The organism is Micromonospora sp. AMSO12t (assembly GCF_008806585.1).
GTDB classification, from domain to species: domain Bacteria; phylum Actinomycetota; class Actinomycetes; order Mycobacteriales; family Micromonosporaceae; genus Micromonospora; species Micromonospora reichwaldensis.
On the sequence record NZ_WAAS01000011.1, the window covers coordinates 31,082 to 53,890 of the forward strand.

The 22,809-nt window shown below is 73.3% G+C and carries 25 protein-coding genes; 18 read left to right on the forward strand and 7 right to left on the reverse strand.

What is annotated here, in order from left to right:
* Positions 1-81: 81 nt before the first annotated feature.
* The 6 genes from hrcA (at position 82) to F6X68_RS03140 (ending at position 5,715) form a co-directional block, all read left to right on the forward strand.
* Positions 82-1,104 carry a heat-inducible transcriptional repressor HrcA gene (gene hrcA, locus F6X68_RS03115; RefSeq protein WP_151452815.1) on the forward strand — a complete coding sequence of 341 codons (1,023 nt, stop codon included), beginning with the start codon at positions 82-84 and terminating at the stop codon, positions 1,102-1,104.
* 73 nt (positions 1,105-1,177) lie between these two features.
* The gene (gene dnaJ / locus F6X68_RS03120) at positions 1,178-2,323 is read left to right on the forward strand and encodes a molecular chaperone DnaJ (protein WP_192581261.1); all 1,146 of its coding nucleotides are present in this window, start codon (positions 1,178-1,180) and stop codon (positions 2,321-2,323) included.
* A 47-nt stretch (positions 2,324-2,370) separates the two neighbouring features.
* Positions 2,371-3,105 carry a 16S rRNA (uracil(1498)-N(3))-methyltransferase gene (locus F6X68_RS03125; RefSeq protein WP_151452816.1) on the forward strand — a complete coding sequence of 245 codons (735 nt, stop codon included), beginning with the start codon at positions 2,371-2,373 and terminating at the stop codon, positions 3,103-3,105.
* Between the two features lie 267 nt (positions 3,106-3,372).
* A complete protein-coding gene (locus F6X68_RS03130; RefSeq protein WP_151452817.1) occupies positions 3,373-3,762 on the forward strand; it encodes a GntR family transcriptional regulator in 390 nt (129 codons plus the stop codon).
* Between the two features lie 29 nt (positions 3,763-3,791).
* The gene (locus F6X68_RS03135) at positions 3,792-4,736 is read left to right on the forward strand and encodes an ABC transporter ATP-binding protein (protein ID WP_151452837.1); all 945 of its coding nucleotides are present in this window, start codon (positions 3,792-3,794) and stop codon (positions 4,734-4,736) included.
* 13 nt (positions 4,737-4,749) lie between these two features.
* The gene (locus F6X68_RS03140) at positions 4,750-5,715 is read left to right on the forward strand and encodes an ABC transporter permease subunit (RefSeq protein ID WP_151452818.1); all 966 of its coding nucleotides are present in this window, start codon (positions 4,750-4,752) and stop codon (positions 5,713-5,715) included.
* Positions 5,716-5,908: 193 nt separating this feature from the next.
* On the opposite strand, the gene ppk2 is transcribed toward F6X68_RS03140, so the two are convergent.
* A complete protein-coding gene (ppk2, locus tag F6X68_RS03145; protein ID WP_151452819.1) occupies positions 5,909-6,817 on the reverse strand; it encodes a polyphosphate kinase 2 in 909 nt (302 codons plus the stop codon).
* Positions 6,818-6,891: 74 nt separating this feature from the next.
* A complete protein-coding gene (locus F6X68_RS03150; protein ID WP_151452820.1) occupies positions 6,892-7,653 on the reverse strand; it encodes an SDR family NAD(P)-dependent oxidoreductase in 762 nt (253 codons plus the stop codon).
* A gap of 93 nt (positions 7,654-7,746) precedes the next feature.
* On the opposite strand from F6X68_RS03150, the gene F6X68_RS03155 reads away from it, so the two are divergent.
* From F6X68_RS03155 to F6X68_RS03190, 8 genes are all read left to right on the forward strand, one after another.
* The gene (locus F6X68_RS03155) at positions 7,747-8,106 is read left to right on the forward strand and encodes a histidine triad nucleotide-binding protein (RefSeq protein ID WP_151452821.1); all 360 of its coding nucleotides are present in this window, start codon (positions 7,747-7,749) and stop codon (positions 8,104-8,106) included.
* Positions 8,103-9,479 (forward strand): serine hydrolase, encoded by a 1,377-nt coding sequence (locus F6X68_RS03160; protein ID WP_151452822.1) that lies wholly within the window; start codon positions 8,103-8,105, stop codon positions 9,477-9,479. The genes F6X68_RS03155 and F6X68_RS03160 overlap by 4 nt, the downstream gene beginning before the upstream one ends.
* Before the next feature lie 207 nt (positions 9,480-9,686).
* Entirely contained in the window at positions 9,687-10,742 is a 1,056-nt protein-coding gene (locus F6X68_RS03165; protein ID WP_151452823.1) for a PhoH family protein, read from the forward strand.
* 15 nt (positions 10,743-10,757) lie between these two features.
* A complete protein-coding gene (gene ybeY, locus F6X68_RS03170) occupies positions 10,758-11,231 on the forward strand; it encodes an rRNA maturation RNase YbeY (protein ID WP_132240405.1) in 474 nt (157 codons plus the stop codon).
* Positions 11,207-12,619, forward strand: a complete 1,413-nt coding sequence (locus F6X68_RS03175) for a hemolysin family protein (RefSeq protein WP_151452824.1) — start codon at positions 11,207-11,209, stop codon at positions 12,617-12,619. Before ybeY ends, F6X68_RS03175 begins: the two co-directional genes overlap by 25 nt.
* On the forward strand, positions 12,612-12,998 hold the full coding sequence (locus F6X68_RS03180; RefSeq protein WP_101412356.1) for a cytidine deaminase: 387 nt from the start codon (positions 12,612-12,614) through the stop codon (positions 12,996-12,998). The genes F6X68_RS03175 and F6X68_RS03180 overlap by 8 nt, the downstream gene beginning before the upstream one ends.
* Positions 12,995-13,891, forward strand: a complete 897-nt coding sequence (gene era, locus F6X68_RS03185) for a GTPase Era (RefSeq protein ID WP_151452825.1) — start codon at positions 12,995-12,997, stop codon at positions 13,889-13,891. The genes F6X68_RS03180 and era overlap by 4 nt, the downstream gene beginning before the upstream one ends.
* Positions 13,892-14,067: 176 nt before the next feature.
* Positions 14,068-15,234, forward strand: coding sequence for an acyltransferase (locus F6X68_RS03190; RefSeq protein ID WP_151452826.1), 1,167 nt, complete (start codon positions 14,068-14,070; stop codon positions 15,232-15,234).
* On the opposite strand, the gene F6X68_RS03195 is transcribed toward F6X68_RS03190, so the two are convergent.
* Positions 15,221-16,051: a DUF4097 family beta strand repeat-containing protein gene (locus F6X68_RS03195; RefSeq protein WP_151452827.1), complete on the reverse strand. Its 831-nt coding sequence runs from the start codon at positions 16,049-16,051 to the stop codon at positions 15,221-15,223. The genes F6X68_RS03190 and F6X68_RS03195 overlap by 14 nt on opposite strands.
* A 100-nt stretch (positions 16,052-16,151) precedes the next feature.
* On the opposite strand from F6X68_RS03195, the gene recO reads away from it, so the two are divergent.
* The 3 genes from recO to F6X68_RS03210 all read left to right on the forward strand — a co-directional run bounded on the left by recO (position 16,152) and on the right by F6X68_RS03210 (position 18,056).
* Entirely contained in the window at positions 16,152-16,994 is an 843-nt protein-coding gene (recO, locus tag F6X68_RS03200) for a DNA repair protein RecO (protein WP_151452828.1), read from the forward strand.
* 8 nt (positions 16,995-17,002) lie between these two features.
* Positions 17,003-17,806 (forward strand): isoprenyl transferase, encoded by an 804-nt coding sequence (locus F6X68_RS03205; RefSeq protein ID WP_121400234.1) that lies wholly within the window; start codon positions 17,003-17,005, stop codon positions 17,804-17,806.
* A gap of 64 nt (positions 17,807-17,870) precedes the next feature.
* Positions 17,871-18,056: a hypothetical protein gene (locus F6X68_RS03210; protein ID WP_151452829.1), complete on the forward strand. Its 186-nt coding sequence runs from the start codon at positions 17,871-17,873 to the stop codon at positions 18,054-18,056.
* Positions 18,057-18,206: 150 nt separating this feature from the next.
* Here F6X68_RS03210 and gndA read toward each other — a convergent pair whose 3' ends face one another.
* A complete protein-coding gene (gene gndA / locus F6X68_RS03215) occupies positions 18,207-19,649 on the reverse strand; it encodes an NADP-dependent phosphogluconate dehydrogenase (RefSeq protein WP_151452830.1) in 1,443 nt (480 codons plus the stop codon).
* 463 nt (positions 19,650-20,112) lie between these two features.
* Here gndA and F6X68_RS03220 point away from each other — a divergent pair, with 463 nt between their 5' ends.
* A complete protein-coding gene (locus tag F6X68_RS03220) occupies positions 20,113-20,349 on the forward strand; it encodes a hypothetical protein (protein ID WP_151452831.1) in 237 nt (78 codons plus the stop codon).
* Positions 20,350-20,514: 165 nt separating this feature from the next.
* Here the strand turns inward: F6X68_RS03220 and F6X68_RS03225 are convergent, their stop codons facing one another.
* The 3 genes from F6X68_RS03225 to F6X68_RS03230 all read right to left on the reverse strand — a co-directional run.
* Positions 20,515-21,315, reverse strand: a complete 801-nt coding sequence (locus F6X68_RS03225; protein ID WP_151452832.1) for an energy-coupling factor transporter transmembrane protein EcfT — start codon at positions 21,313-21,315, stop codon at positions 20,515-20,517.
* Entirely contained in the window at positions 21,312-21,443 is a 132-nt protein-coding gene (locus F6X68_RS34605) for a hypothetical protein (RefSeq protein WP_255474683.1), read from the reverse strand. The genes F6X68_RS03225 and F6X68_RS34605 overlap by 4 nt, the downstream gene beginning before the upstream one ends.
* On the reverse strand, positions 21,440-22,809 hold a 1,370-nt coding region (locus F6X68_RS03230), incomplete at its 5' end, for an ABC transporter ATP-binding protein (protein ID WP_370518895.1). The genes F6X68_RS03230 and F6X68_RS34605, both read right to left, overlap by 4 nt.

Genomic DNA, 22,809 nt, shown 5'->3' on the forward strand with positions numbered 1-22,809 from the left:
GGCACTCGCTACAGTCGAGTGCCAGCAGCCCGCCCCGGCCCCCCGAGTGCCGGGGCCGACGTGCGACAGGAGGTGGGGAGGATGGGTCTCGACGACCGCAAGCTCGCCGTGCTGCGCGCGATCGTCGAGGACTACGTCGCCACGCAGGAGCCCGTTGGCAGCAAGGCGCTTGTCGAGCGGCACCAGCTGGGGGTCTCACCGGCGACCGTCCGCAACGACATGGCCGTGCTGGAGGAGGAGGGCTACATCCGCCAGCCGCACACCAGTGCCGGCCGGGTGCCCACCGACCGGGGCTACCGGCTCTTCGTGGACCGGCTGTCCCGGGTGAAGCCGCTCAGCCCGGCCGAGCGCCGGGCGATCGAGCGTTTCCTGGTCGGCGCCGTCGACCTCGACGACGTGGTGCACCGCACCGTCCGGCTGCTGGCGCAACTCACCCGGCAGGTCGCCGTCGTGCAGTACCCGAGCCTGGCCCGTTCCTCGGTGCGTCACCTGGAGCTGGTGCCGATCTCCACCACCCGGCTGATGCTGGTCATGATCGCCGACACCGGCCGGGTCGAGCAGCGGCTGGTCGAGCTGCCCGCGCCGATCCCCGCCGACGACGTCACGGACCTGCGCCGGCTGGTCAACGAGAAGCTGGTCGGCACCCGGCTGTCGGAGACCCCGCCGCTGGTGCAGGCGCTCGTCGAGGAGTCGGTGCCCCACCTGCGCCCGGCCATGACCACCCTCTCCACCGTGCTGCTGGAGACGCTGATCGAGCGGCACGAGGAGCGGATCGCGCTGGCCGGGACGGCCAACCTCACCCGCGGCGGCCTGCTCGACTTCCAGGGCTCCCTGCGCCCCATCCTGGAGGCGCTGGAGGAGGAGGTCGTCATGCTCAAGCTCATCGGCGAGGCGGAGCCGAGCACGACGCGGGTGCTGATCGGCGACGAGAACGAGATCGACAACCTGCGCGCCGCCTCGGTGGTCAGCACCGGCTACGGGCCGGGCGCGACCAGCGTCGGCGGCCTCGGCGTGCTGGGGCCGACCCGGATGGACTACCCCGGCACCATCGCCACGGTGCGGGCCGTGGCACGCTACGTGGGCGAGCTGCTGGCCCAGAACTGACCAGTCAGGGCCGACGGCCGGCTCCGGCCGCCGACCGGCGCAACGCGAGACGAACATGAGGACACGGAACGCAGTGGCCAGGGACTACTACGGCATTCTCGGCGTGAGCCGGGAAGCCTCCGACGACGAGATCAAGCGCGCCTACCGCAAGCTGGCGCGGCAGTTCCACCCGGACGTGAATCCGGATCCGGAGGCCCAGGAGAAGTTCAAGGACATCAACGCCGCGTACGAGGTCCTCTCGGACGACCGGAAACGGCAGATCGTCGACCTGGGCGGTGACCCGCTCGCCCCCGGGGGCGGGGGTGCGGGTGGCCCGGGCGGCCCCGGCGGCGCCGGACCGTTCGTCGGCTTCCAGGACATCATGGACGCGTTCTTCGGCGGCGCGGCCGGCGGTTCGCGGGGTCCGCGACCGCGTACCCGGCCCGGCGCCGACGCGATCCTGCGGCTGGAGCTGGACCTGCACGAGACCGCGTTCGGCGTCGAGGCGCCGATCACCGTCGACACCGCCGTGCTCTGCACCACCTGCTCCGGCGCCGGCACGGCGGCCGGCACCCACCTGGCCACCTGTGAGGCGTGCGCCGGCCGGGGCGAGGTGCAGTCCGTGCAGCGCACCTTCCTCGGCCAGGTGGTCTCCGCCCGGCCGTGCACGGTCTGCCAGGGCTACGGCACCACCATCCCGCACCCGTGCCCGACCTGCGCCGGCGACGGCCGCGTCCGCACCCGCCGTTCGCTGACCGTCAAGATCCCGGCCGGTGTCGAGGACGGCATGCGCATCCGCCTCGCCCAGCAGGGTGAGGTCGGCCCGGGCGGCGGCACGGCCGGCGACCTCTACGTGGAGATCCACGAGCGGCCGCACGACGTCTACTCCCGCAAGGGCGACGACCTGCACTGCCGCGTCACGGTGCCGATGACCGCGGCGGCCCTCGGCACCCGGCTGACCATCAAGACGCTGGACAGCGAGGAGACGGTCGACGTCAAGGCCGGCACCCAGCCGGGCAGCACGCTGCGGCTGCGCGCCCGGGGTGTGCCGCACCTGCGTGGCACCGGCCGGGGTGACCTCTACGTCCACCTCGACGTGCGCACCCCCACCAAGCTCGACGCCGACCAGGAGAAGATGCTGCGCGACTTCGCCAAGACCCGGGGCGAGGAGGTCGCCGAGCTCACCAAGCAGGGCGGCTTCTTCTCCCGGATGCGCGACGCCTTCAACGGCCACGCCTGAGCGGCCTGACCGCCCCGGCGTCCGCCGGGGCGGCTAGCCTGATCGTCGTGTCCGCGCCGCTGTTCCTGGTCGAGTCGCTGCCCACCGCCGACCAGCTCACCCTGGGCGGCCCCGAGGGGCACCACGCCGCCACGGTGCAACGGCTGCGCGTCGGCGAGGAACTCCTGCTCGCCGACGGCCGGGGCGGGACCGCGTCCGCGGTGGTCACGGCCGTCGGCCGGGGCAGCCTCGAACTCGACGTCATCTCCCGGGGGTACGTCGACGCGGCCGTCCCCCGGCTCGTCGTGGTGCAGGGCATCGCCAAGGGCGACCGGGGCGAGCTGGCCGTGCAGGCGATGACCGAGGTCGGGGTGGACGAGATCGTGCCCTGGGCGGCGTCCCGCTCGGTGGCGCAGTGGCGCGGCGACCGGGGCGCCCGGGCCCGGGAGAAGTGGGTGGCGACGGCCCGCGAGGCGGCGAAGCAGGCCCGCCGGTCGTGGCTGCCGGTGGTGGCCGGCGCCCCCGACGAGTCCACCGCGACGGTGGCCCGCCGGATCGCGGGCGCCGCCGCGACGTTCGTCCTGCACGAGGAGGCGCGGGAGCGGCTGACCACCGTCGAGCTGCCCGCCGCCGGTGAGATCGTGCTGGTCGTCGGCCCGGAGGGCGGCATCGCCCCGGCCGAGCTGACCGCCTTCGCCGAGGCCGGCGCCCGGCCGGTGCGCCTGGGGCCCTCGGTGCTGCGTACGTCGACCGCCGGGGTGGCTGCCCTCAGTGTCCTGGCCACCCGCCTCGGCCACTGGTGACCGTCGGTACGCCGCAGCCGCATCGGGTTCCTTCCGGAGCTGTGCTCATCCCCGTGCGCCGGGCCGCTCGCGGCGGCGACGTGAACGCCTCGGGGGCTCAGCGCCGCAGCACCGCCATCGTGCCAGGGCTGTCGCGCATTCCGGTGGTCGGCGGCGGCGTCACGCCCGCGTGATCGCGGCGAGTCACTGCCGATCCGTCGGAGTGGCTTGACAGGGCCCCCTCACGCCTTCACCCTTTCACTATTGAAATAGTGAAAGGGGGCGGAGTTGATCGAGTTCCATCTGGATCGTGGGTCCGGGGTCTCCACCTATCTACAGCTCGTCCACCAGGTGAAACACGCGCTCCGGCTAGGGGTTCTTCAACCCGGCGACAAGCTTCCCACCGCCAAGGAGGTGGTGGCGCGGTTGGCGATCAACCCCAACACGGTGCTCAAGGCATACCGGGAGCTCGAGCGGGAGGGCCTCGCCATCGGCCGCCCGGGGCAGGGCACGTTCGTCCGTCGGTCGCTGCGGACCGCCGACGCGGGTGAGCAGGCCCGACTCGCCGCCCAGCTGTCCGCCTGGGTCGGCCAGGCCCGCCGCGCCGGCCTGGACCAGGAGGACGTGGAGGCGCTGTTCGCGTCGGTGTTGATGGATTCGTTCCGGCGGTCGGCGTGAGGACGAGTGAGGATGCGGTGGTCGTGAACATGCCAGGACTGGGCAGGTCTCCGGAGGAGCATCCGGCCCATGCGCGACGGGAGGGCAATGCGCTGGAGGCGACCGGGCTCGGCAAGCAGTACCGCCGTACCTGGGCGCTGCGCGAGTGTTCGGTGGCCGTACCGGCCGGTCGGGTCGCCGCGCTGGTCGGCCCCAACGGAGCGGGCAAGACGACCTTCCTCCACATGATCGTCGGATTGCTGCAACCCACTCGGGGGTCGGTCCGCGTCTTCGGCACGACGGTGGGACGCGACGGCGCCGCGCTGTCCCGGATCGCGTTCCTGGCCCAGGAGAAGCCTCTCTACGACGGTTTCACCGTCGCGGAGATGATGCGGTTCGGCCGGGTGATGAATCCGAACTGGGACGACGACCTGGCCCGCGGCAGGCTCGACGAGTTGAGGATCCCGCTCGACCGGCGGGTGGCGAGGCTCTCCGGCGGCCAGCAGACCCAGGTGGCGCTCACCCTGGCGATCGCCAAGCGGCCCGACCTGCTGGTGCTGGACGAGCCGCTCGCCGACCTGGACCCCCTGGCCCGACACGACGTGACGAGCAGCCTGATGTCCGCCGTGGCGGAGACGGGCATGACCGTCCTGCTCTCCTCGCACGTGGTGCCCGACCTTGCGGGCACCTGCGACTGGTTGGTCGTTCTCAACGGCGGCCGTGTGCAGGTCAGCGGGGACATCGACGACCTGCTCTCCGAGCACCGGCTACTGACCGGCCCGGCGGACAGCGCCGAGGCGGTGGCCGCCCAGTTGCCCGTCGTCGCCCGTAGCAGCACCGGCCGGCAGGCCACGATGCTGGTCCGCGGCGCCGGTGCCGTTGCGGACCAGCGGTGGACCGAACGTCCCCTGTCCCTCGAGGACCTCGTCCTGACCTACCTGCGTGACCCCGACGCCGCAGCGCTGCCCCGCCCCAACATCGTCCGGGCGAACTGAGAAGGAGAGCAAGATGGTCTGGCTGACCTACCGTCAGCACCGCGCCCAGCTGCTGGTCACGTTCGGGGCGTTGATTCTGCTCGGCGGGATACTCCTGGTCTCCGCCCTCGAAGCCACCTCGTGGGCGGCAGGCCACGCTCCCGACGGCTGCCCGGGATCGTCGCCGGTGTGTCACGACTTCAACCGCGGGATGTTCGACCGTTACCACGCCGTCTACCAGGTCTTCGGCTACCTGCCCCTGGTGGGACCGGCACTGATCGGTGCCTTCTGGGGCGCGCCCCTCGTGGCTCGGGAGATGGAGCGCGGCACGTTCCGCATGGCCTGGACCCAGTCCGTGACGACGCTACGCTGGATCCTCGCCAAGCTCGGCCTGCTGTGCGTGGCCGTCGTGGTCGCCGGGGCAGCCCTGGCGGTGATGGTCGGTCGGTGGAACGCGGTGTTCGAGGGTGCCTTCCCTGACTCCTCCTTCACCAACCCCGGCAAGTTCAACATCGTCGGCCTCGCGCCTGCCGCGTGGTGGCTCTTCGCATTCGCAGTCGGCGCCGCCGCCAGCGCCATCCTGCGCCGCACCGTGCCGGCCATGGCGGTCACCGTGGCGGTGATCGCCGTTGCCATCCCTGCGGTCATCGTCAGTCACGACCTCTACGCCAAGCCGGACCGGCAGGTCGGCGTGAGCCGGGACGCTCTCATCGCCAACGGGGACGTCATCGTCGCCGAGATGCGGGTGGCCCCGGACGGCCGGGTGGTGGACGGCTCGCTGTCCAGCGTGTGCCCACCCGCCGCCGGCGTCGACCCGTCGTCGAGCCGGGCCGAACTCGCCGAACAAGACTGCCTGCTCGCCAAGGGATACCAGGCGGCCTTCGACGTCCATCCAGCCAGTCGATTCTGGTTGTTCCAGTCGCTCCAGGCCCTCCTGCTGGTCGGCGGCGCTGTCGTCCTGCTCGTCGTCACGGTGCGCCGGACACTCCGGCTGCACTGAATCGTGAGCCAGCCTGTATTCGATACAGGACAGATCCTTTCGTACCCTGCTGTGGGCTGACCGCGACGACGGTGACCTCCGGCCCGGAGGCCGCGGCCCGACGGGTCGGTCACCAGCGGTGCGGGCCTCGTCCTTGACCGTCGCTGGCCAGGGCATTTCGGCCAGCGTGGTCGGGGCGCGCGTCCGGCGGGGGTCAGAGCCTGGGAAAGACGTGCACCGTCTGCTCCTCCGGGTCCAGGTCCAGCCCGGCCGGGCCGATGATCAGCGGGTCCGGTACGCCGACCACCTCGTGGTCCTTGTCGTAGTAGTCGAAGCGGCTCAGTACGTGGCGCATCGCCTCGATCCGGGCCCGCTTCTTGTCGTTGCTCTTCAGCACCGTCCACGGTGCGTCGGCGGTGTCGGTGTAGAAGAACATCGCCTCCTTGGCCTCGGTGTACTCGTCCCACTTGTCGAGGGAGGCGATGTCCATGTCGGAGAGCTTCCACTGCCGCACCGGGTCCACCTGGCGGACGGCGAACCGGGTGCGCTGTTCGTTCTGGGACACCGAGAACCAGAACTTGACCAGGCGGATGCCCGAGCGCACCAGCATCCTCTCCAGTTCGGGGGCCTGGCGGAGGAACTCGAGGTACTCCTTGCGGGTGCAGAAGCCCATCACCCGCTCCACCCCGGCGCGGTTGTACCAGGACCGGTCGAACAGCACGATCTCGCCGGCCGCCGGCAGGTGCCCGAGCCACCGCTGGAAGTACCACTGGGTGGACTCCCGCTCGTTCGGCTTGGCGAGGGCCACCACCGACGCGCCGCGCGGATTGAGGTGCTCCATGAAGCGCTTGATCGTCCCGCCCTTGCCGGCCGCGTCGCGCCCCTCGAAGAGGATCACGAGCCGCTCACCGGACTCCCGGATCCAGTCCTGGAGCTTCAGCAGCTCGATCTGGAGCAGCCGCTTGTGGTGGTCGTACTCCGTGCGCTCCATGCGCTCGTCGTACGGGTAGTCCTCCCGCCAGGTGTCCACCGGGCTGCCGTCCGGGCGCAGCAGTACGGGATCGTCGTCGTGACCGTCGACCACCTGGTAGTCGTCGGTGAGGTCCAGCACGCTGTCCGTCATGCCGGCAACCCTTACCCCGGCACTGCCCACCGTCACCCCCGCCACGCTGGGAGTTCGTTGAGGAACGAAGCCGGTCAGCTGCGCAGGTAGGAGGCGCCGTTGAGGTCGACGATGGTGCCGGAGGCCCACTCCGCCTGCGGTGAGGCGAGCCAGTGCACGGCGGCCGCGATCTCCTCGGGGCGGGCCACCCGGTTGAACGGGCTCTGCGCCCGGATCGCGGCGCCCCGCTCCCCGCTCAGGTGTCCGGTGGTCATGTCGGTCTCCACGAAGCCCGGGGCGACCGTCGCGATCGTGATGCCGTACGGGGCGAGGGCCACCGCCAGCGACTGTCCCAGCGCGTTCAGCCCCGCCTTGCTCGCCCCGTACGCCGGCTGCTCCGGCTCGCCCCGGAAGGCACCCCGGGAGGAGACGTTGACGATCCGGCCGCCCCGGTCGCGCATGTGCTGCGCGGCGCACCAGATGACGTTGCCCGCGCCGGTCAGGTTGGTCTCCAGCACCTGCCGCCACTGCGCGCGCCACTGCTCGTAGGAGGCGCCGAAGACCGGGTGCGGGGCGTCCCGCTCGCCGTACACGCCGGCGTTGTTGACCAGCACGTCGAGCCCGCCGAGCAGGCCGGCCGCCTCGTCGACCATGGCCCGTACGGCGTCCGGGTCGGTGAGGTCGGCGCGGACCACGACGTGCCCCTCGCCGGGCAGTTCGGCGCGCAGCCCCTCGGCCAGTTCCGCCGAGTCCCGGTGGTGGATCGCCACCCGGTCGCCGCCTGCCGCGAACGCGGTCGCCACCGCCCGCCCGATGCCGCGCGAGGCCCCCGTCACCAGTACCGCCCGTGAAGTCACGCCGGCCATCATGCCTGGCCTACCCCCGGTGCGAGGAAGGGACCCTTCCGCTACCGAAGGCGTTGACAGGTGCCCTTCCTTACACTGCCCCGCATGGGAACCGACTGCCTCTTCTGCCGCATCGTCGCCGGGGAGATCCCGGCCACGATCGTCCGGGAAACCGCCACCACGCTCGCCTTCCGTGACATCGACCCGAAGGCGCCGGTGCACGTGCTGGTCATCCCGAAGGAGCACTACGCCGACGTGGCGGCGCTCGCCCAGGGCGATGCGGCGCTGGCCGGGGAGGTGCTCGCCACAGCCGCCGCCGTGGCCGAGGACGAGGGACTGCTCGGCGACGGCTTCCGGCTGATGTTCAACACCGGCGCGTACGGCGGCCAGGAGGTCTTCCACGTGCACGCGCACGTGCTCGGCGGGGCGCCGCTGGGCCCGATGCTGGCCCGGAACCTCGCGTGACGGTGGTCGACGACCGCCTGTCGCGGATGGTCCGGACGGTCCAGGCGCAGGCCCGGGTGCCGGCGGTGTCGGCGGCCCTGCACCGGGCGGACCGCCCGCTCTGGACGTGCGCCGTCGGCGGGACCGGCAACGACACCGAGCTGGGGCCGGGCACCCGGTTCCGGATCGGGTCGGTCACGAAGACGCTCACCGCCGTGCTGACCCTCCAGTGCCGCGACGACGGCCTGCTGGACCTCGACGACCCGCTGGGCCGACACCTGGACCCGCCGGCCCACGGCGAGCTGACGGTGCGCCGGCTGCTGTCGCACACCGCCGGCCTGCAACGCGAGCCGTACGGCGACGTCTGGGACACCCTGCGCATGCCGGACGCCGACGGGCTGGTCGCCGACCTGGCCCGGGCCGAGCGGGTGCTGCCCCCGGGCCGCCGCTACCACTACTCGAACCTCGGCATGGCGCTGCTCGGCCGGCTCGTCGGCCACCTGCGGGGCGGCACCTGGGCGGAGGTGCTCGCCGAGCGGGTGCTGACCCCGCTGGGGCTGGCCGGGACCTCGACGGAACCCGGGCCGCACGCCGCGACGGGGTTCCTGGTCGACGCCTACTCCGACGAGGCACGCCCCGAGCCGCCGACCGACTTCGGGGCGGTCGGCCCGGCGGCGCAGCTCTGGAGCACCGCCTCCGACATGGCCCGCTGGGCGGCCTTCCTCGCCGACCCGGCGGCGCTGGACCCGGCCGGCGCGGTGCTCGCCCCGGCCACGCTGGAGGAGATGCGCTGGCCGGCGACGGTCACCGACGAGACGCTCTGGGCCGACGGCTTCGGGCTCGGCCTGATCCTGGTGCCGCAGGGCGAACGGATCATGCACGTCGGGCACTACGGCGCGATGCCCGGCTTCCTGGCCAGCGTCTACGGACGGCGGGGCGGGGAAGGCACCCCCGGCGCGATGGGCGTCGCGGTGCTGGGCTCCTCCGGCACCGCCGGCGAGGTCCTCGACCTGCCGCACCGGCTGCTGGCCGCCGCGGTCGAGCACGACCCCGCCGACGTCACACCGTGGCAGCCGGGCCCGCCCGCCCCCGAGGGCGTACGCGGGCTGCTCGGCCGCTGGTGGGGGGAGGGTTTCGAGTACGTCTTCTCCTGGCACGACGGCGAGCTGCGGGCCCGGGGCGCGGACGATCCGGCCGGCAAGCCGCCGTCGGTCTTCGTCGCGCTGCCGGACCGGCCGGACGTGTTCCGCACGGTCTCCGGCCGGGAGGCGGGGGAGCTGCTCCGGCTGACCCGGGACGAGCACGGCACGGTGGTGCGGATGCACTGGGCGACCTACCGGTTCACCCGGCACCAGGAGACCTTCGAGCGGTACGACTTCCGAGCCGGCTCCTGACGCGCGCGACCGGACGGGCCGAGGACCCGCTCCGTCCGGTCCGCCCCGGCCGCGGAAGAGGTGACCGGTCCGCTCGTGCCCCACGCGCGGAAATGGGCAGGGTGCCACCGCTGTTGGAAAGATAAGATGGCAGTAACGTCAGCGCGTCGCGCCAGCAGGCCGGCGCCGAGATCGAGAGCAGGTGCGCAGGGCCCCTCGGCCCGACCTATGACCGGCACCCCACCTCCCGGCCCGCCCCGGGTGCAGACCAGGATCACCGTCCCGGATTCCAAGATCATGGTCAACCTGCTCGGCGCGGGTGACGAGATCCTGCGACTGGTCGAGCGCTCGGTCGACAGCGACGTGCACGTCCGGGGCAACGAGATCACCATCACCGGCGCCCCCGCCGACAACGCCCTCGCCGAGCGGATCTTCAGCGAGCTGCTGGAACTCATCGAGAAAGGCGAGACCCTGACCACTGACGCCGTGCGGCGTACCGTCGGCATGCTCGAGCAGGGCGGCGCCGAGCGGCCCGCCGAGGTCCTGACGCTCAACATCCTCTCCCGGCGCGGCCGCACCATCCGTCCCAAGACGCTGGGGCAGAAGCGCTACGTCGACGCGATCGACGCGCACACCATCGTCTTCGGCATCGGCCCCGCCGGCACCGGCAAGACCTACCTGGCGATGGCGAAGGCCGTCCAGGCGTTGCAGGCCAAGCAGGTCAGCCGGATCATTCTCACCCGGCCGGCGGTCGAGGCGGGCGAGCGGCTCGGCTTCCTGCCCGGCACGCTCAACGAGAAGATCGACCCCTACCTGCGCCCGCTCTACGACGCGCTGCACGACATGCTCGACCCCGACTCCATCCCCAAGCTGATGGCAGCGGGCACGATCGAGGTCGCGCCGCTGGCATACATGCGGGGAAGAACCCTAAATGACGCGTTCATCATCCTCGACGAGGCGCAGAACACCACGCCCGAGCAGATGAAGATGTTCCTCACCCGGCTCGGCTTCAATTCCAAGATCGTCGTCACCGGTGACGTCACCCAGGTGGACCTCCCGGGTGGCACGACCAGCGGCCTGCGGGTGGTCCGGGAGATCCTGGAGAACGTGGAGGACGTGCACTTCGCCGAGCTCTCCAGCTCCGACGTGGTCCGCCACCGGCTGGTCGGGGAGATCGTCGACGCGTACGCCCGCTGGGACGAGCGGGAGAACCAGCAGGCGCAGAGCGTGCACGCCGTGCCGGGGCGGTCCGCCCAGGGCGGCCGGGCCGGCCGGCGCCGCTAGACCGAGGGAAGACTGTTGTCCATCGAGATCGCCAACGAGTCGGGTGTCGACGTCGACACCGACGCCGTGCTCGCCGTGGCCCGGCACGCCCTCGACGAGATGGGGGTCAACCCCCTCGCCGAGCTGTCCGTGCTGCTGGTCGACATCGACTACATGACCGAGCTCAACCACCGGTGGATGGGCGGCGACGGCCCCACCGACGTGCTCGCCTTCCCCATGGACGAGGGCAGCGTCGACCACGGGCCCGGTGAGACGTCCGCCGCCGGCGGCGAGCCCGCACTGCTCGGCGACATCGTGCTCTGCCCGGAGGTGGCGGCCAAGCAGGCGGCCACCGCCGGTCACGCCGCCGCCGACGAGCTGCACCTGCTCACCGTGCACGGGGTGCTGCACCTGCTCGGCTACGACCACGCCGAGCCGGAGGAGGAACGGGAGATGTTCGCTCTCCAGGCCCGGCTGCTGGCGAGCTGGCGGTCGACCCGGTCCCGGTGATGGCCACCCCGACACTGGCGGCCGCCGCCACCGGCCTGCCCGACCTGCAACTGCTGGTCTTCGCGGCCGGCCTGGTGGTGCTGGCCGGCCTCATCGCCATGACCGAGGCGGCTCTCGCCGCGGTCTCGCCCGCCCGCGCCGCCGAACTGGCCCGCGACGGCGCGCGGGGCGCACGCACGCTCCAGGCCGTCGCCGGGGACGTGGTCCGCCACCTCAACCTCCTGCTCCTGCTGCGGCTGCTCGCCGAGCTGACCGCCACCACCCTGGTGGCGCTGGTCGCGGTCGACACCTTCGGCGCGGGCTGGCGCGCGGCGCTGGTCACCGCCGGCGCGATGACCGTGATCAGCTTCGTGGTGGTCGGGGTCGGCCCCCGGACCATCGGCCGGCAGCACGCGTACGTGGTCGGGCGGTCCGTCGCCCCGCTGGTCCGCTGGCTGGGCCGGGCGCTCAACCCGCTCGCCTCGCTGCTGATCCTGATCGGCAACGCGGTCACGCCGGGCCGGGGCTTCCGGGAGGGCCCGTTCGCCACCCAGGTGGAGCTGCGCGAGCTGGTCGACCTGGCCGAGCAGCGCGGTGTCGTGGAGCACGGCGAGCGGCAGATGATCCACTCGGTCTTCGCGCTCGGCGACACCATCGCCCGGGAGGTGATGGTGCCGCGTACCGAGATGGTGTGGATCGAGGAGCGCAAGACGCTCTCCCAGGCGTTGGCGCTCTTCCTGCGCTCCGGTTTCTCCCGCATCCCGGTCATCGGCGAGAGCGTCGACGACGTGCTCGGCGTGCTCTACCTCAAGGACCTGATCCGGCGGACCCAGGGCGGTGCCCCGGAGGACCGGCAGCTCCCGGTCGCCGAGCTGATGCGCCCCGCCACCTTCGTGCCCGAGTCCAAGCCGGTCGACGACCTGCTCTCGGAGATGCAGGCCGCCCGCAACCACCTGGTCATCGTCGTCGACGAGTACGGCGGCACCGGCGGGCTGGTCACCATCGAGGACATCCTGGAGGAGATCGTCGGTGAGATCACCGACGAGTACGATGTCGAGCGCCCGCCGGTCGAGCACCTCGACGACGGGGCGGTGCGGGTGACCGCGCGGCTCCCGGTCGAGGATCTGGGCGAGCTGTTCGACACCGACCTCCCCACCGACGAGGTGGAGACCGTCGGCGGCCTGCTGGCCCAGTCCCTGGGCCGGGTCCCGATTCCCGGGGCGCAGGCCGAGGTCGCCGGGCTCCAGCTGGTCGCCGAGGGCACCACCGGCCGACGCAACCGGATCGACACCGTGCTGGTGAACCGGGCGGAGTCGACCGACACGCAGAACGGCCCGGGGCGTGGCGAGCACGCCGAGCCCCGGGACGACACGAACCGATCCGAGGAGAGGCAACCCGCCGATGCCTGAGTCACCCGCCGTACCGGCCGCCCGGCCCACCCCGTCCGACCCGGTCGAGCTGAGCGCCGAGGACGGCAAGCTGGTCGTCCTGGCGCGGGGCGCGCGTGGCCGGGTGGGCGCCGTGGAGGGCGCGGCGGTCCGCGACCAGGACGGTCGGACGTACGCGGCGGCCAGCGTGTCGCTGCCGTCGTTGACGATCACCGCGCTCCAGCTCGCGGTGGCCTCGGCGGTGGCGGCCGGCGCGACCCGGCTGGAGGCGGCCGTGGTGGTCACCGAGGCGTCGACGCTGGACGGCGCGGGGCACGCGGCGGTACGCGACCTCGCCGCGGACGCGCCGATCCACGTGGCCGCCCCGGACGGGTCCGTCCTCGGCACGGTGGTCGAGTGAGCGATCTCCAGCCGCGCCCCTACCGGGCCGGGTTCGCCTGTTTCGTCGGCCGGCCGAACGCCGGCAAGTCGACGCTGACCAACGCGATCGTCGGGCAGAAGATCGCCATCACCTCGAACAAGCCGCAGACGACCAGGCACATCATCCGGGCCGTCCTGCACCGCCCGGAGTCCCAGCTCGTGCTGGTCGACACCCCGGGCCTGCACCGCCCCCGTACGCTGCTCGGCGAGCGCCTCAACGACCTGGTCCGGCAGACCTGGAGCGAGGTCGACGTGATCGGCCTCTGCATCCCGGCGGACGAGCCGATCGGGCGGGGTGACCGGTTCATCACCGGCGAGCTGGCCGAGCTGAAGGCCACCGTGCTGGCGGTGGTCACGAAGACCGACCTGGTGGACCGCAAGCGGCTGGCCGAGCAACTGCTCGCGGTCAGCGAGCTGGGTGAGTTCGCCGAGGTGGTGCCGGTCAGCGCGGTCTCCGGGCACCAGGTGGACACCCTGGTCGACGTGATGACCGGCTACCTGCCCGAGTCGCCGCAGCTCTACCCCGACGACATGCTCACCGACGACCCGGAGCAGGTGCTGGTCGCCGAGCTGATCCGGGAGGCCGCCCTGGAGGGCGTCCGCGACGAGCTGCCGCACTCCATCGCGGTGGTCGTCGAGGAGATGGTCCCCGAGGGCCGGCTCATGAAGATCTACGCCGATGTCTACGTCGAGCGCCCCAGCCAGAAGGCGATCGTGATCGGCCACCGGGCGAGCCGGCTCAAGCACGTCGGCACCACCGCCCGCCGGCAGATCGAGGAGCTGCTCGGCACCCGGGTCTACCTCGACCTGCACGTCCGGGTGGCGAAGGACTGGCAGCGGGATCCGAAGCAGCTGCGCAAGCTGGGCTTCTGACGCCAGGGGCCGGGACGCGCCGCGTCCCGGCCCCTGAGCCCGTCCGACGCATGATCGGTATCGGTCGGACGTATGGAAGATGTCACCTTCTGGTGGGTTCTCTTCTGTTTGGCGTGCTCGGCCCGGAGGGTAGGGGGTAAGACAGCCCCCGTATCCCCGGACATAGATGCAGGCTGATGCGAAACCGATACCTGGACCTGCTCCGCTTCCTGGCCATCGTTCGAGTCGTCGTCTACCACGTCACCGGTTGGGCCACGCTGACCCTCGTCTTCCCGGCGATGTCGGTGATGTTCGCGCTCGCCGGCTCGTTGATGGCGGCCTCACTGCACCGGTGGGGGCCGGGGGCGGTCGTGCGCCGGCTGCGGCGCCTGCTGCCGTCGCTGTGGGTGCTCGCCGCCGTCTTCGTGCCGGCCATGCTGCTCACCGGGTTGCCGCTGAGCCCGAAGGTGCTGCTCTGGCTCTTCCCCATCGCCGACCCGCCGGCCAACGGCTGGGGCGCGATCGCGCTCAGCGTGATCTGGTACCTGCGCGACTACCTCTGGTTCGTGCTCGCCTCGCCGGTGGCCCTCTGGCTGTTCCGGCGCGCCCCGGTGCCCACCCTGATCGCCCCGTACGCCCTGCTCGCGGCGGCCGAACTGGGCCTGCTCCCGGCGCTGCCGGTGGCGCTGCACCAGTTCGGGCTCTACTTCGGGGCCTGGCTGCTCGGTTTCGCCCACCAGGCCGGCATGCTGCGCCGCCTCGCCAACCGGGTGCTGGTCCCGGTCGCGCTGGCCCTCGCCGCCGCCGGGGCCGCCTGGATCGTCACCCACCCCGGACCGCGCGGGTACGACCTGAACGACAACCCCCTGGGCAACGCCCTCTGGTCGGCGGCCTTCGTCCTCGTGCTGCTCGGTCGGGGTCCGGCGAGCGCACCCTGGGTGGACCGCAGCGCCGCGTTCGGCCGGGTGGTGACCATGTTCAACCGGCGGGCGCTCACCGTCTACCTGTGGCACATGCCGTTCGTGGTGGCGCTCACCCCGCTGGTCGACGTGGTGGGCTGGTCGCACCAGGACCCGCTCGGCCTGGCGATCCGGGTGGCGCTGGTCTTCGCGCTGGTCGCGGCGGTGACCGCCCTCGTCGGCTGGGTGGAGGACGTGGCCGCCCGCAGGCCGCCGGAGCTGGTCCCGGGCCGGGCCCGCCCCGGCCCGGCCACCGTCGACGCGGCCGCCGACGGCAGGACCGGCGGACCGGCCACCCGGCACGGGGTCGACGGCAGGGCCGGTGGACCGGTCAGCGGGCGGGCGGTGGTGCCGGCGCCCCGGGCCGCGCGGGAGCCGGAGACCGTCGAGATCAACGCTGGGTGACCCTGATGTCGCCGCTGCCGGTGGAGAGGTCGAGCACCAGCGTGGCGGACGGGTCGTCGGTGACGCCCAGTTCGGCGTCGCCGCCGTCGGTGTTGGAGCGGACCCGGTAGCGGCCCGCCGGCACGACCAGATCGACGCTCCCGCTGGAGGCGTGCACCCGCGCCGAGGCGGGCGTCGTCAGGTCGACGGCGATGTCCCCCGAGCCCGTCTCCGCGTCCACCCCGCCGCCGAGGCGGTGCCCGGTGATGTCGCCCGACGAGGTACGCAGCGTGACCGCGGCGGCGACCTCGTCGACCTCGACGTTGCCGGAGCCGGTCTGGGCGCGTACGGGCCCGCCGGCGCCGGCCACCTGGATGTTGCCGGAGCCGGTCTCCGCGCGTACGGGGCCGCTGGAGGCGGTCACCCGGATGTTGCCCGAGCCGAGCCGCATCTCCACCGGGCCCACCCTGCTCAGGTCGACGTCACCGGAGCCGGTCTCGCCCTTCACGCTCACCCCGTCCGGGGCGGTGACCTCGTAGGAGATGCTGCACCGGGAACCGCAGTCGGTGTCCAGCACCAGCTCGCCGCCCTTGATCTCGTACGTCGCGTCGGGCTGACCGCCCTGGTAGCGCACCACCCGCTTGATCCGCACCTCGTCCTGCGCGCCGATGGCGCGGACGGTCACGTCGCCGGCCCCCGGGAGCACCCGGATGCTGCTGATCCGGACCGCCTCGGTGTTGTCGTAGTCGAGCCGGCGGAAGGACAGGTTGTCGCATCCGGCGGCGACGATCAGGGTGGTGGCCGCAGCGAGCGCGGCGGCGGTGCGGTGCAGAGCCATGCGAGCACGCTACGAGGCGTGACGGCCCCCGCGCATCGGGGTTCCGCGCGCGGACACCCCGAGCTGACCCTGATTCCGCACCCCGAGAGAGAATGGTCCGATGGCCGGGTACCGCCGACAGCTCTACCGCGACGACGCGGTGGTCCTGCGTGCGCAGAAGCTCGGCGAGTCCGACCGGATCATCACCCTGCTCACCCGCCGGCACGGCCGGCTCCGCGCGGTGGCCCGGGGGATCCGCCGCACCACCAGCAAGTTCGGGGCCCGGCTGGAGCCGTTCGGTCACGTCGACCTCCAGCTCGCCGGCGACCCGAAGGGCAACCTGGGCAGCTCGCTGCACACGGTCAGCCAGGTCGAGGGCATCGACCTCTACGGCAAGCGGTTCCTCGGCGACTATCCCCGCTACACGGCGGCCAGCGCGATCGCCGAGACCGCCGAGCGGCTCACCCCCGTCGAGCGGGAGCCGTCGCTGCGGCTGTTCCAGCTCACCCTGGGCGCGCTGCGGGCGCTCGCCGAGGGCAGCCACGCCACCACCCTGGTGCTCGACGCGTACCTGCTGCGGGGCATGACGCTCGCCGGCTGGGCGCCGGCGCTGACCGCCTGCGCCGTCTGCGGCACGCCGGGGCGGCACCGGGCGTTCTCCGTACCGGCCGGGGGCGCGGTCTGCCCGGACTGCCGGCCGCCCGGCGCGGCCCATCCCGCCCCGGCCACCATCGACCTGATGTCCGCGCTGACCAGCGGCGACTGGCGGGTCGCCGACGCCACCGAGACCGGCGTACGCCGGGAGTGCAGTGGCCTGGTCGCGGCACACCTGCAGTGGCACCTGGAGCGCGCGCTACGCTCGCTGCCGCTGGTCGACCGGGGCGCCCCGGCGGCCGGCCCGGTCCCGCCGCCGCCTGGCGCCGGGTCCGGTGCGGACGGCGTGAACAGGGGGAGAACTGAGTGATCCGATCGATGAGGGCCGGTCGTCGCGAGCCGGTGCCGCCGACTCCGCACCCGTCGGGCGCCCGGCCGCCGGCGCTGCCCGCCGACGCGGTGCCGAAGCACGTCGCCGTGGTGATGGACGGCAACGGCCGGTGGGCCAAGGATCGCGGGCTGCCCCGCACCAAGGGCCACGAGGCGGGGGAGTTCTCCCTCTTCGACACGGTCGAGGGCGCCATCGAGCTGGGCATCCCCTACCTGTCGGCGTACGCCTTCTCCACCGAGAACTGGCGGCGCTCGCCGGACGAGGTCCGGTTCCTGATGGGCTTCAACCGCGACGTCATCCGCCGCCGCCGTGACCAGCTGGTCGACCTGGGGGTGCGGGTGGTCTGGTCCGGCCGGGCCGGCCGGCTCTGGAAGAGCGTCATCTCCGAGTTGCAGACGGCGGAGGAGATGTCCCGGGGCAACTCGACGCTGACCCTCCAGTTCTGCGTCAACTACGGCGGCCAGGCCGAGATCGCCGACGCCGCCGCCGCCATCGCCCGCGACGTGGCGGCGGGCCGGCTGGACCCGGAGAAGGTCAACGAGAAGACCGTCGCGAAGTACCTCTACCACCCGGAGATCCCCGAGGTGGACCTGTTCCTGCGTCCCTCCGGCGAGGAGCGGATCTCGAACTTCCTGCTCTGGCAGACCGCGTACGCCGAGCTGATCTTCCTCGACACGCTCTGGCCCGATTTCGACCGCCGCCACCTCTGGTACGCCTGCGAGCTGTACGCGCAGCGGGACCGTCGCTTCGGCGGCGCGCTGCCCAACCCGGTCGCCCCGCCGCCCGCCTGAGGCTTACCGCCCGGTCGTACGGGGTACCACGGTGGTCAGCAGCCACCGACGGAGGTGAACCCACATGATCCAGAAGCGTATTGCCCAGTGGGCGATGATGGCCGTCGCCGTGCCGTTGGCGGCGGCGGGCGCGCGCCGGCTCAGCCACGGGTTGGAGGCCCGCCGCGGCCCGACCGGGGTGAGTCGCCTGCTCACCAAGGGCGCCGACATGCTCCGCCCGCAGAAGGCGAAGCGTCGTCGCTTCTTCTGACCCAACCCAGCCGTGACCTGACCCCACCCCCGACCCGTTCGTCGATCATGCAGTCGTAGTGCCCCGCGAATGCCCCACACCGGGGCGTTCCGCCCACCAGAAGTGCATGATCGGCTCGCGGGTCGGGGGTTTCGGGTTCGGGGTGGGCGGTCAGGTTCTGGTTTCGGTGCGGTCGGTGGGCCAGCGGGTGTGGAAGGTGCCCTCGCGGTCCACGCGCTGGTAGGTGTGCGCCCCGAAGTTGTCCCGCAGCGCCTGGATCAGGGCGGCCGGCAGCCGCTGGGCGCGCAGCGCGTCGAAGTACGCCAGCGACGAGGCGAACGCCGGTGCCGGCACGCCCGCCCGCGCCGCGTCGGCCACCACCCGCCGCCAGCTCGGCACGCCGTCGTTCACGGTGTCCGCGAACCACGGCGCCACCAGCAGCGTCGGCAGGTCGGGCCGCTCGTCGTACGCCTGGCGGATGCGGTCGAGGAAGCGGGCCCGGATGATGCAGCCGCCCCGCCAGATCGTGGCGGTGCCGCCCAGGTCGATGCCCCAGTCGTACTCGCGGGAGCCGGCGCGGATGTGGTCGAAGCCCTGCGCGTACGCGACGATCTTCGAGGCGAGCAGGGCGCGGCGGACGTCCTCGACGAAGGCGTCGGAGTCCTCGACCCGCCAGGTCGCGTCCGCCTCCGGGAACGCCTGCCGGGCCGCCTCGCGCTGGTCGGCGTGCCCGGACAGCGAGCGGGCGAAGGTCGCCTCGGCGATGCCGGTGATGGGGATGCCCAGGTCGAGCGCGCTCTGCACCGTCCAGCGGCCGGTGCCCTTCTGCTCGGCGCGGTCCAGCACGACGTCCACGAACGCCCGTCCGGTGGCCGCGTCGGTGTGCGCCAGCACGTCGGCGGTGATCTCGATCAGGAAGGACTCCAGCTCGCCGGAGTTCCAGCCACGGAAGATCTCCGCGATCTCCGCCGGCTGCGCGCCCAGTCCGGCCCGCAGCAGGTCGTACGCCTCCGCGATGAGCTGCATGTCGGCGTACTCGATGCCGTTGTGCACCATCTTGACGAAGTGCCCGGCCCCGTCCGGCCCGATGTGCCGGCAGCACGGCACCCCGTCCACCTGGGCGGCGATCCGCTCGAAGATCGGCCCGAGCGTGCGGTACGACTCCGCGGATCCGCCCGGCATGATGCTCGGGCCGCGCAGGGCGCCCTCCTCGCCACCGGAGACGCCGGTGCCGACGAAGTGCAGGCCGTGGGCCCGTAGCGCCTCCTCCCGCCGGCGGGTGTCGGCGAAGTGCGCGTTGCCGCAGTCCACGACGATGTCGCCCGCGTCGAGCAGCGGGACCAGTTCGTCGACCACGGCGTCGGTGGGGCCGCCCGCCTTGACCATCACGATGACCGCCCGGGGCCGCTCCAGCGACGCGACGAAGTCGGCCATCGACTCGGCGGGCAGGAACCTCCCCTCGTCCCCGTGCTCCGCGACGAGGTCGCGGGTGCGCTCCGGCGACCGGTTGTGCACCGCCACGGCGAAACCGTTGCGGGCCAGGTTGCGGGCCAGGTTCCGGCCCATCACCGCCAGCCCGGTCACGCCGATCCGTGCCGTCGCCCGCCCGGCCATCCGTCCACCCTCCGCCGTCGACAACCGCCGGTGCGACCGTATCGCCTGCGGGGCGGCCCGGAGAGCGTGTCGGGCACCCCGTCACCGCCACGTGGCTGTCGTCCTGAAGGGCGCGGGGGCCGGCCGGATCCTGCGCCGGGCGGCCTCCGCGGGGCCCGGCCGGCCGGCTGCGGATCCCCGCCGGTAATTCGGGTGCGCGCGACCGGTCGGGCGGCTAGCGTGTGGGCATGCGCAACTGACGCCCCACTTCCGAGCCGACCCGCCGCCGCATCGCCGCGGGTCCGCGTGCTCCCGGGCGTCCGCATTCCGCACCTGCCGTCGAACGGCGGTGCTCCTCGTGGCCGATCCCGGGCAGCTGTCCCGATCCCGCCCGACCGTCGCGCGACGGTCGCCGAACGAGGCGGGCCCCGGTCACCGGACGTCGTTCCGGTGCGGCAGGGCCCGCAGACCGAGGAGGCACCGGATGCCCGCCAGGCGCAACCCGAAGAAGTCCCGTACCACCGTCCCCACGCCGTCCGTCGCGGACCTGACGCCCGTCAACCTCGACGAGGTGGCGGTCGCGCCGGTCGTGCCGGCGCTGCCGGTCGACCGACCGACGGCGCCGAAGGCCGGTCCGCCGGTCTCCGGCGCCGGCCGCTCCGGCCCGCTGCGCGGCCAGAAGGCCGGGCAGGCCCGCCGGTACGCCTTCCGGCGCAGCTGACGGTGCCGGCCGGGTGGAGCCGTCGTCACCGGCGACTCCACCCGGCCCGCCCGCGCCCGACCACCCGGGCATGCGCCTCCGCCCGGCCCGCTCGCCGGACGACCAGCCCGCTGCGCGCCCGGTCGGCGCCTCCACCCGGGCCCGCCCGCCGATCGACGGGCGGCGTCAGCCGATCAGCGGGCGGAAGGTGCCGAGCAGCACGCTGACGGTCAGCGCGGCCCCGGCGAGCACCGCCGCGCCGGCGATCAGCAGGCCGTCGGCGGCGACGAAGCGCTGTCGCCGGGCGACGGTGCGCGGGACCCCGGCGTCGAAGCCCCGGGCGTCCATCGCCACGGCCAGCCGGGTGCCCCGGCGGATCGCCCCGACGAGCAGCGCGAAGGCCGTCGACACGAACAGCCGAAGTTTCGCCAGCGGGTTGCGGCCGGCCTCGACCCCCCGGGCGCGACGCGCCATGGAGATCATCTGCCACTCCTGCCCCAGCAGCGGCACGAGCCGGAACGCGGCCAGCGCCCCGATGGCGAACCGGGCCGGTGCCTTCGCGTTCTGGATCAGCGCGTCCGCCAGGTCGGTCGGGTCGGTGGTGGCGAAGACGATCACGCCGGGCAGCGCCACCGCGAACATGCGCAGCACCAGGCCGAGCGCGGTGAGCAGCACCCCGGAGGTGACCACCACCGGGCCGGCCTCGACCAGGACCCGGCCGGAGCGCTCGGCGGCGAAGAGCACCAGCGTCACCACCACGCCGACCGCGCCGACGAGCAGCGGCCAGGCCCGCCGCGCCAACACCCGGAAACGGACCCCGAACAGCGGCAGCAGGGCCAACTCGACGGCGATCGCGATGGCCGGGGCCACCGGGTCCAGGGTGGCGATCAGGATGAACGAGAACACCAGCGCCGCGGCGAGCTTGGCCACCGGGTTGCGCCGGGCCAGCAACGCCTCCGGCGCGGCGACCGGCTCGAAACTGATCACGCCCGCCCCAGGGTGCGGCGGCGATCCGGGTGGGTGACCGGTGCGGCGTTCGGGCTGGTCACGCCCGCCCCCAGGGCGGGGCGACGGTCCGGGTGGGTGACCGGTGCGGCGGTTCGGTCGCTGGTCACGGGCGCTCCAGGGTGAGGCGGCGATCTGCCAGGGCGGCGACGAACTCCGGGTCGTGGGTGACGGCGACCAGGCCGTGCCCGGCGTCGCGCAGCTCGGCGAAGAGGTCCACCAGCTCCAGCCAGGTCCGCCGGTCCTGGCCGAAGGTCGGTTCGTCGCAGACGAGCAGGCGGGGCGCGGTGGCCAGGGCGGTCGCCACGCTCAGCCGCCGCGCCTCCCCGCCGGAGAGGGTGTACGGGTTGGCGGCGGCGAGTTTCGTCAACCGCAGCCGGGACAGCAGGGTGTCGACGGTGGTCCGGACCGCCGTCTCGGGCTGGCCGGTGCGGCGCGGGCCGAGCGCCAGCTCGTCGAAGACGGTGTTGGTGACGAACTGGTGCTCCGGGTCCTGGAAGACCGAGCCGATCCGGCGGGCCAGTGCCGGGGCGCGCCAGCGGTGCGGGGGCGTGCGGGCGTCGCCTCCGGCCAGTGCCGTCGTCGCCGCGATCCGGCCGGCCCCGGGCTTGAGCAGGCCGCCCAGCAGCAGGGCGAGGGTCGACTTGCCGGCCCCGTTGGGCCCGACGACGGCGAGCGCCTCGCCGGCGCGTACCGCCAGGTCGACGGGGGCCAGCCGGGGCGGCAGGCCGAGCCGGTCGGCGGTGAGCAACACGTCGCCGGGCGGCGCGGTCGCGTGGCGGGGCGGTACCGGGCGGCCGGGCACCCAGACGCCCTCGTCGGCGAGCGCGTCGCCGTGCGTACCGAAGACGGCCTCGGGCGTGCCGTCGGCGCGGACGCCGCCGCCGGGTTCGAGCACGACCACCCGGTCGACCAGGGGCAACGACTCGGCGACGCGGTGTTCGACCAGGATCAGCGTGGTGTCGGCGTCGAGCGCGCCGGCCACCGCCGCCCGGATCAGCGCCGCGCCGGTCGGGTCGAGGTTGGCGGTCGGCTCGTCGAGCAGCAGCAGGCCGGGGCGCAGGGCCAGCACCCCGGCCAGGGCGAGCCGCTGCTGCTCGCCGCCGGAGAGCGCGGCCGTGTGGCGGTCCCGGGGATACGGGAAACCGACCCGAGCCAGCGCCTCGTCGACGCGGGGCCAGATCTCCCCGGCGGGGGTGCCGCGGTTCTCCAACCCGAACGCCACGTCGTCGCCGCTGCGGGCCATCACGAGCTGGGTCTGCGGGTCCTGAAAGACGATGCCGACCCGCTCCCGGCCCTTGCGAGGGTCGAGCCCGTCGATCTCGACGGTGCCCTCCTGCTCGCCCGAGTCCTCGGGCAGCAGCCCGGCCAGCGCGGCGAGCAGCGTGCTCTTGCCGGCCCCGGAGGGCCCCAGCAGCAGCACCCGCTCGCCAACCTCGACGCGCAGGTCCACCCCGCGCACGGCCCAGGCCCGCC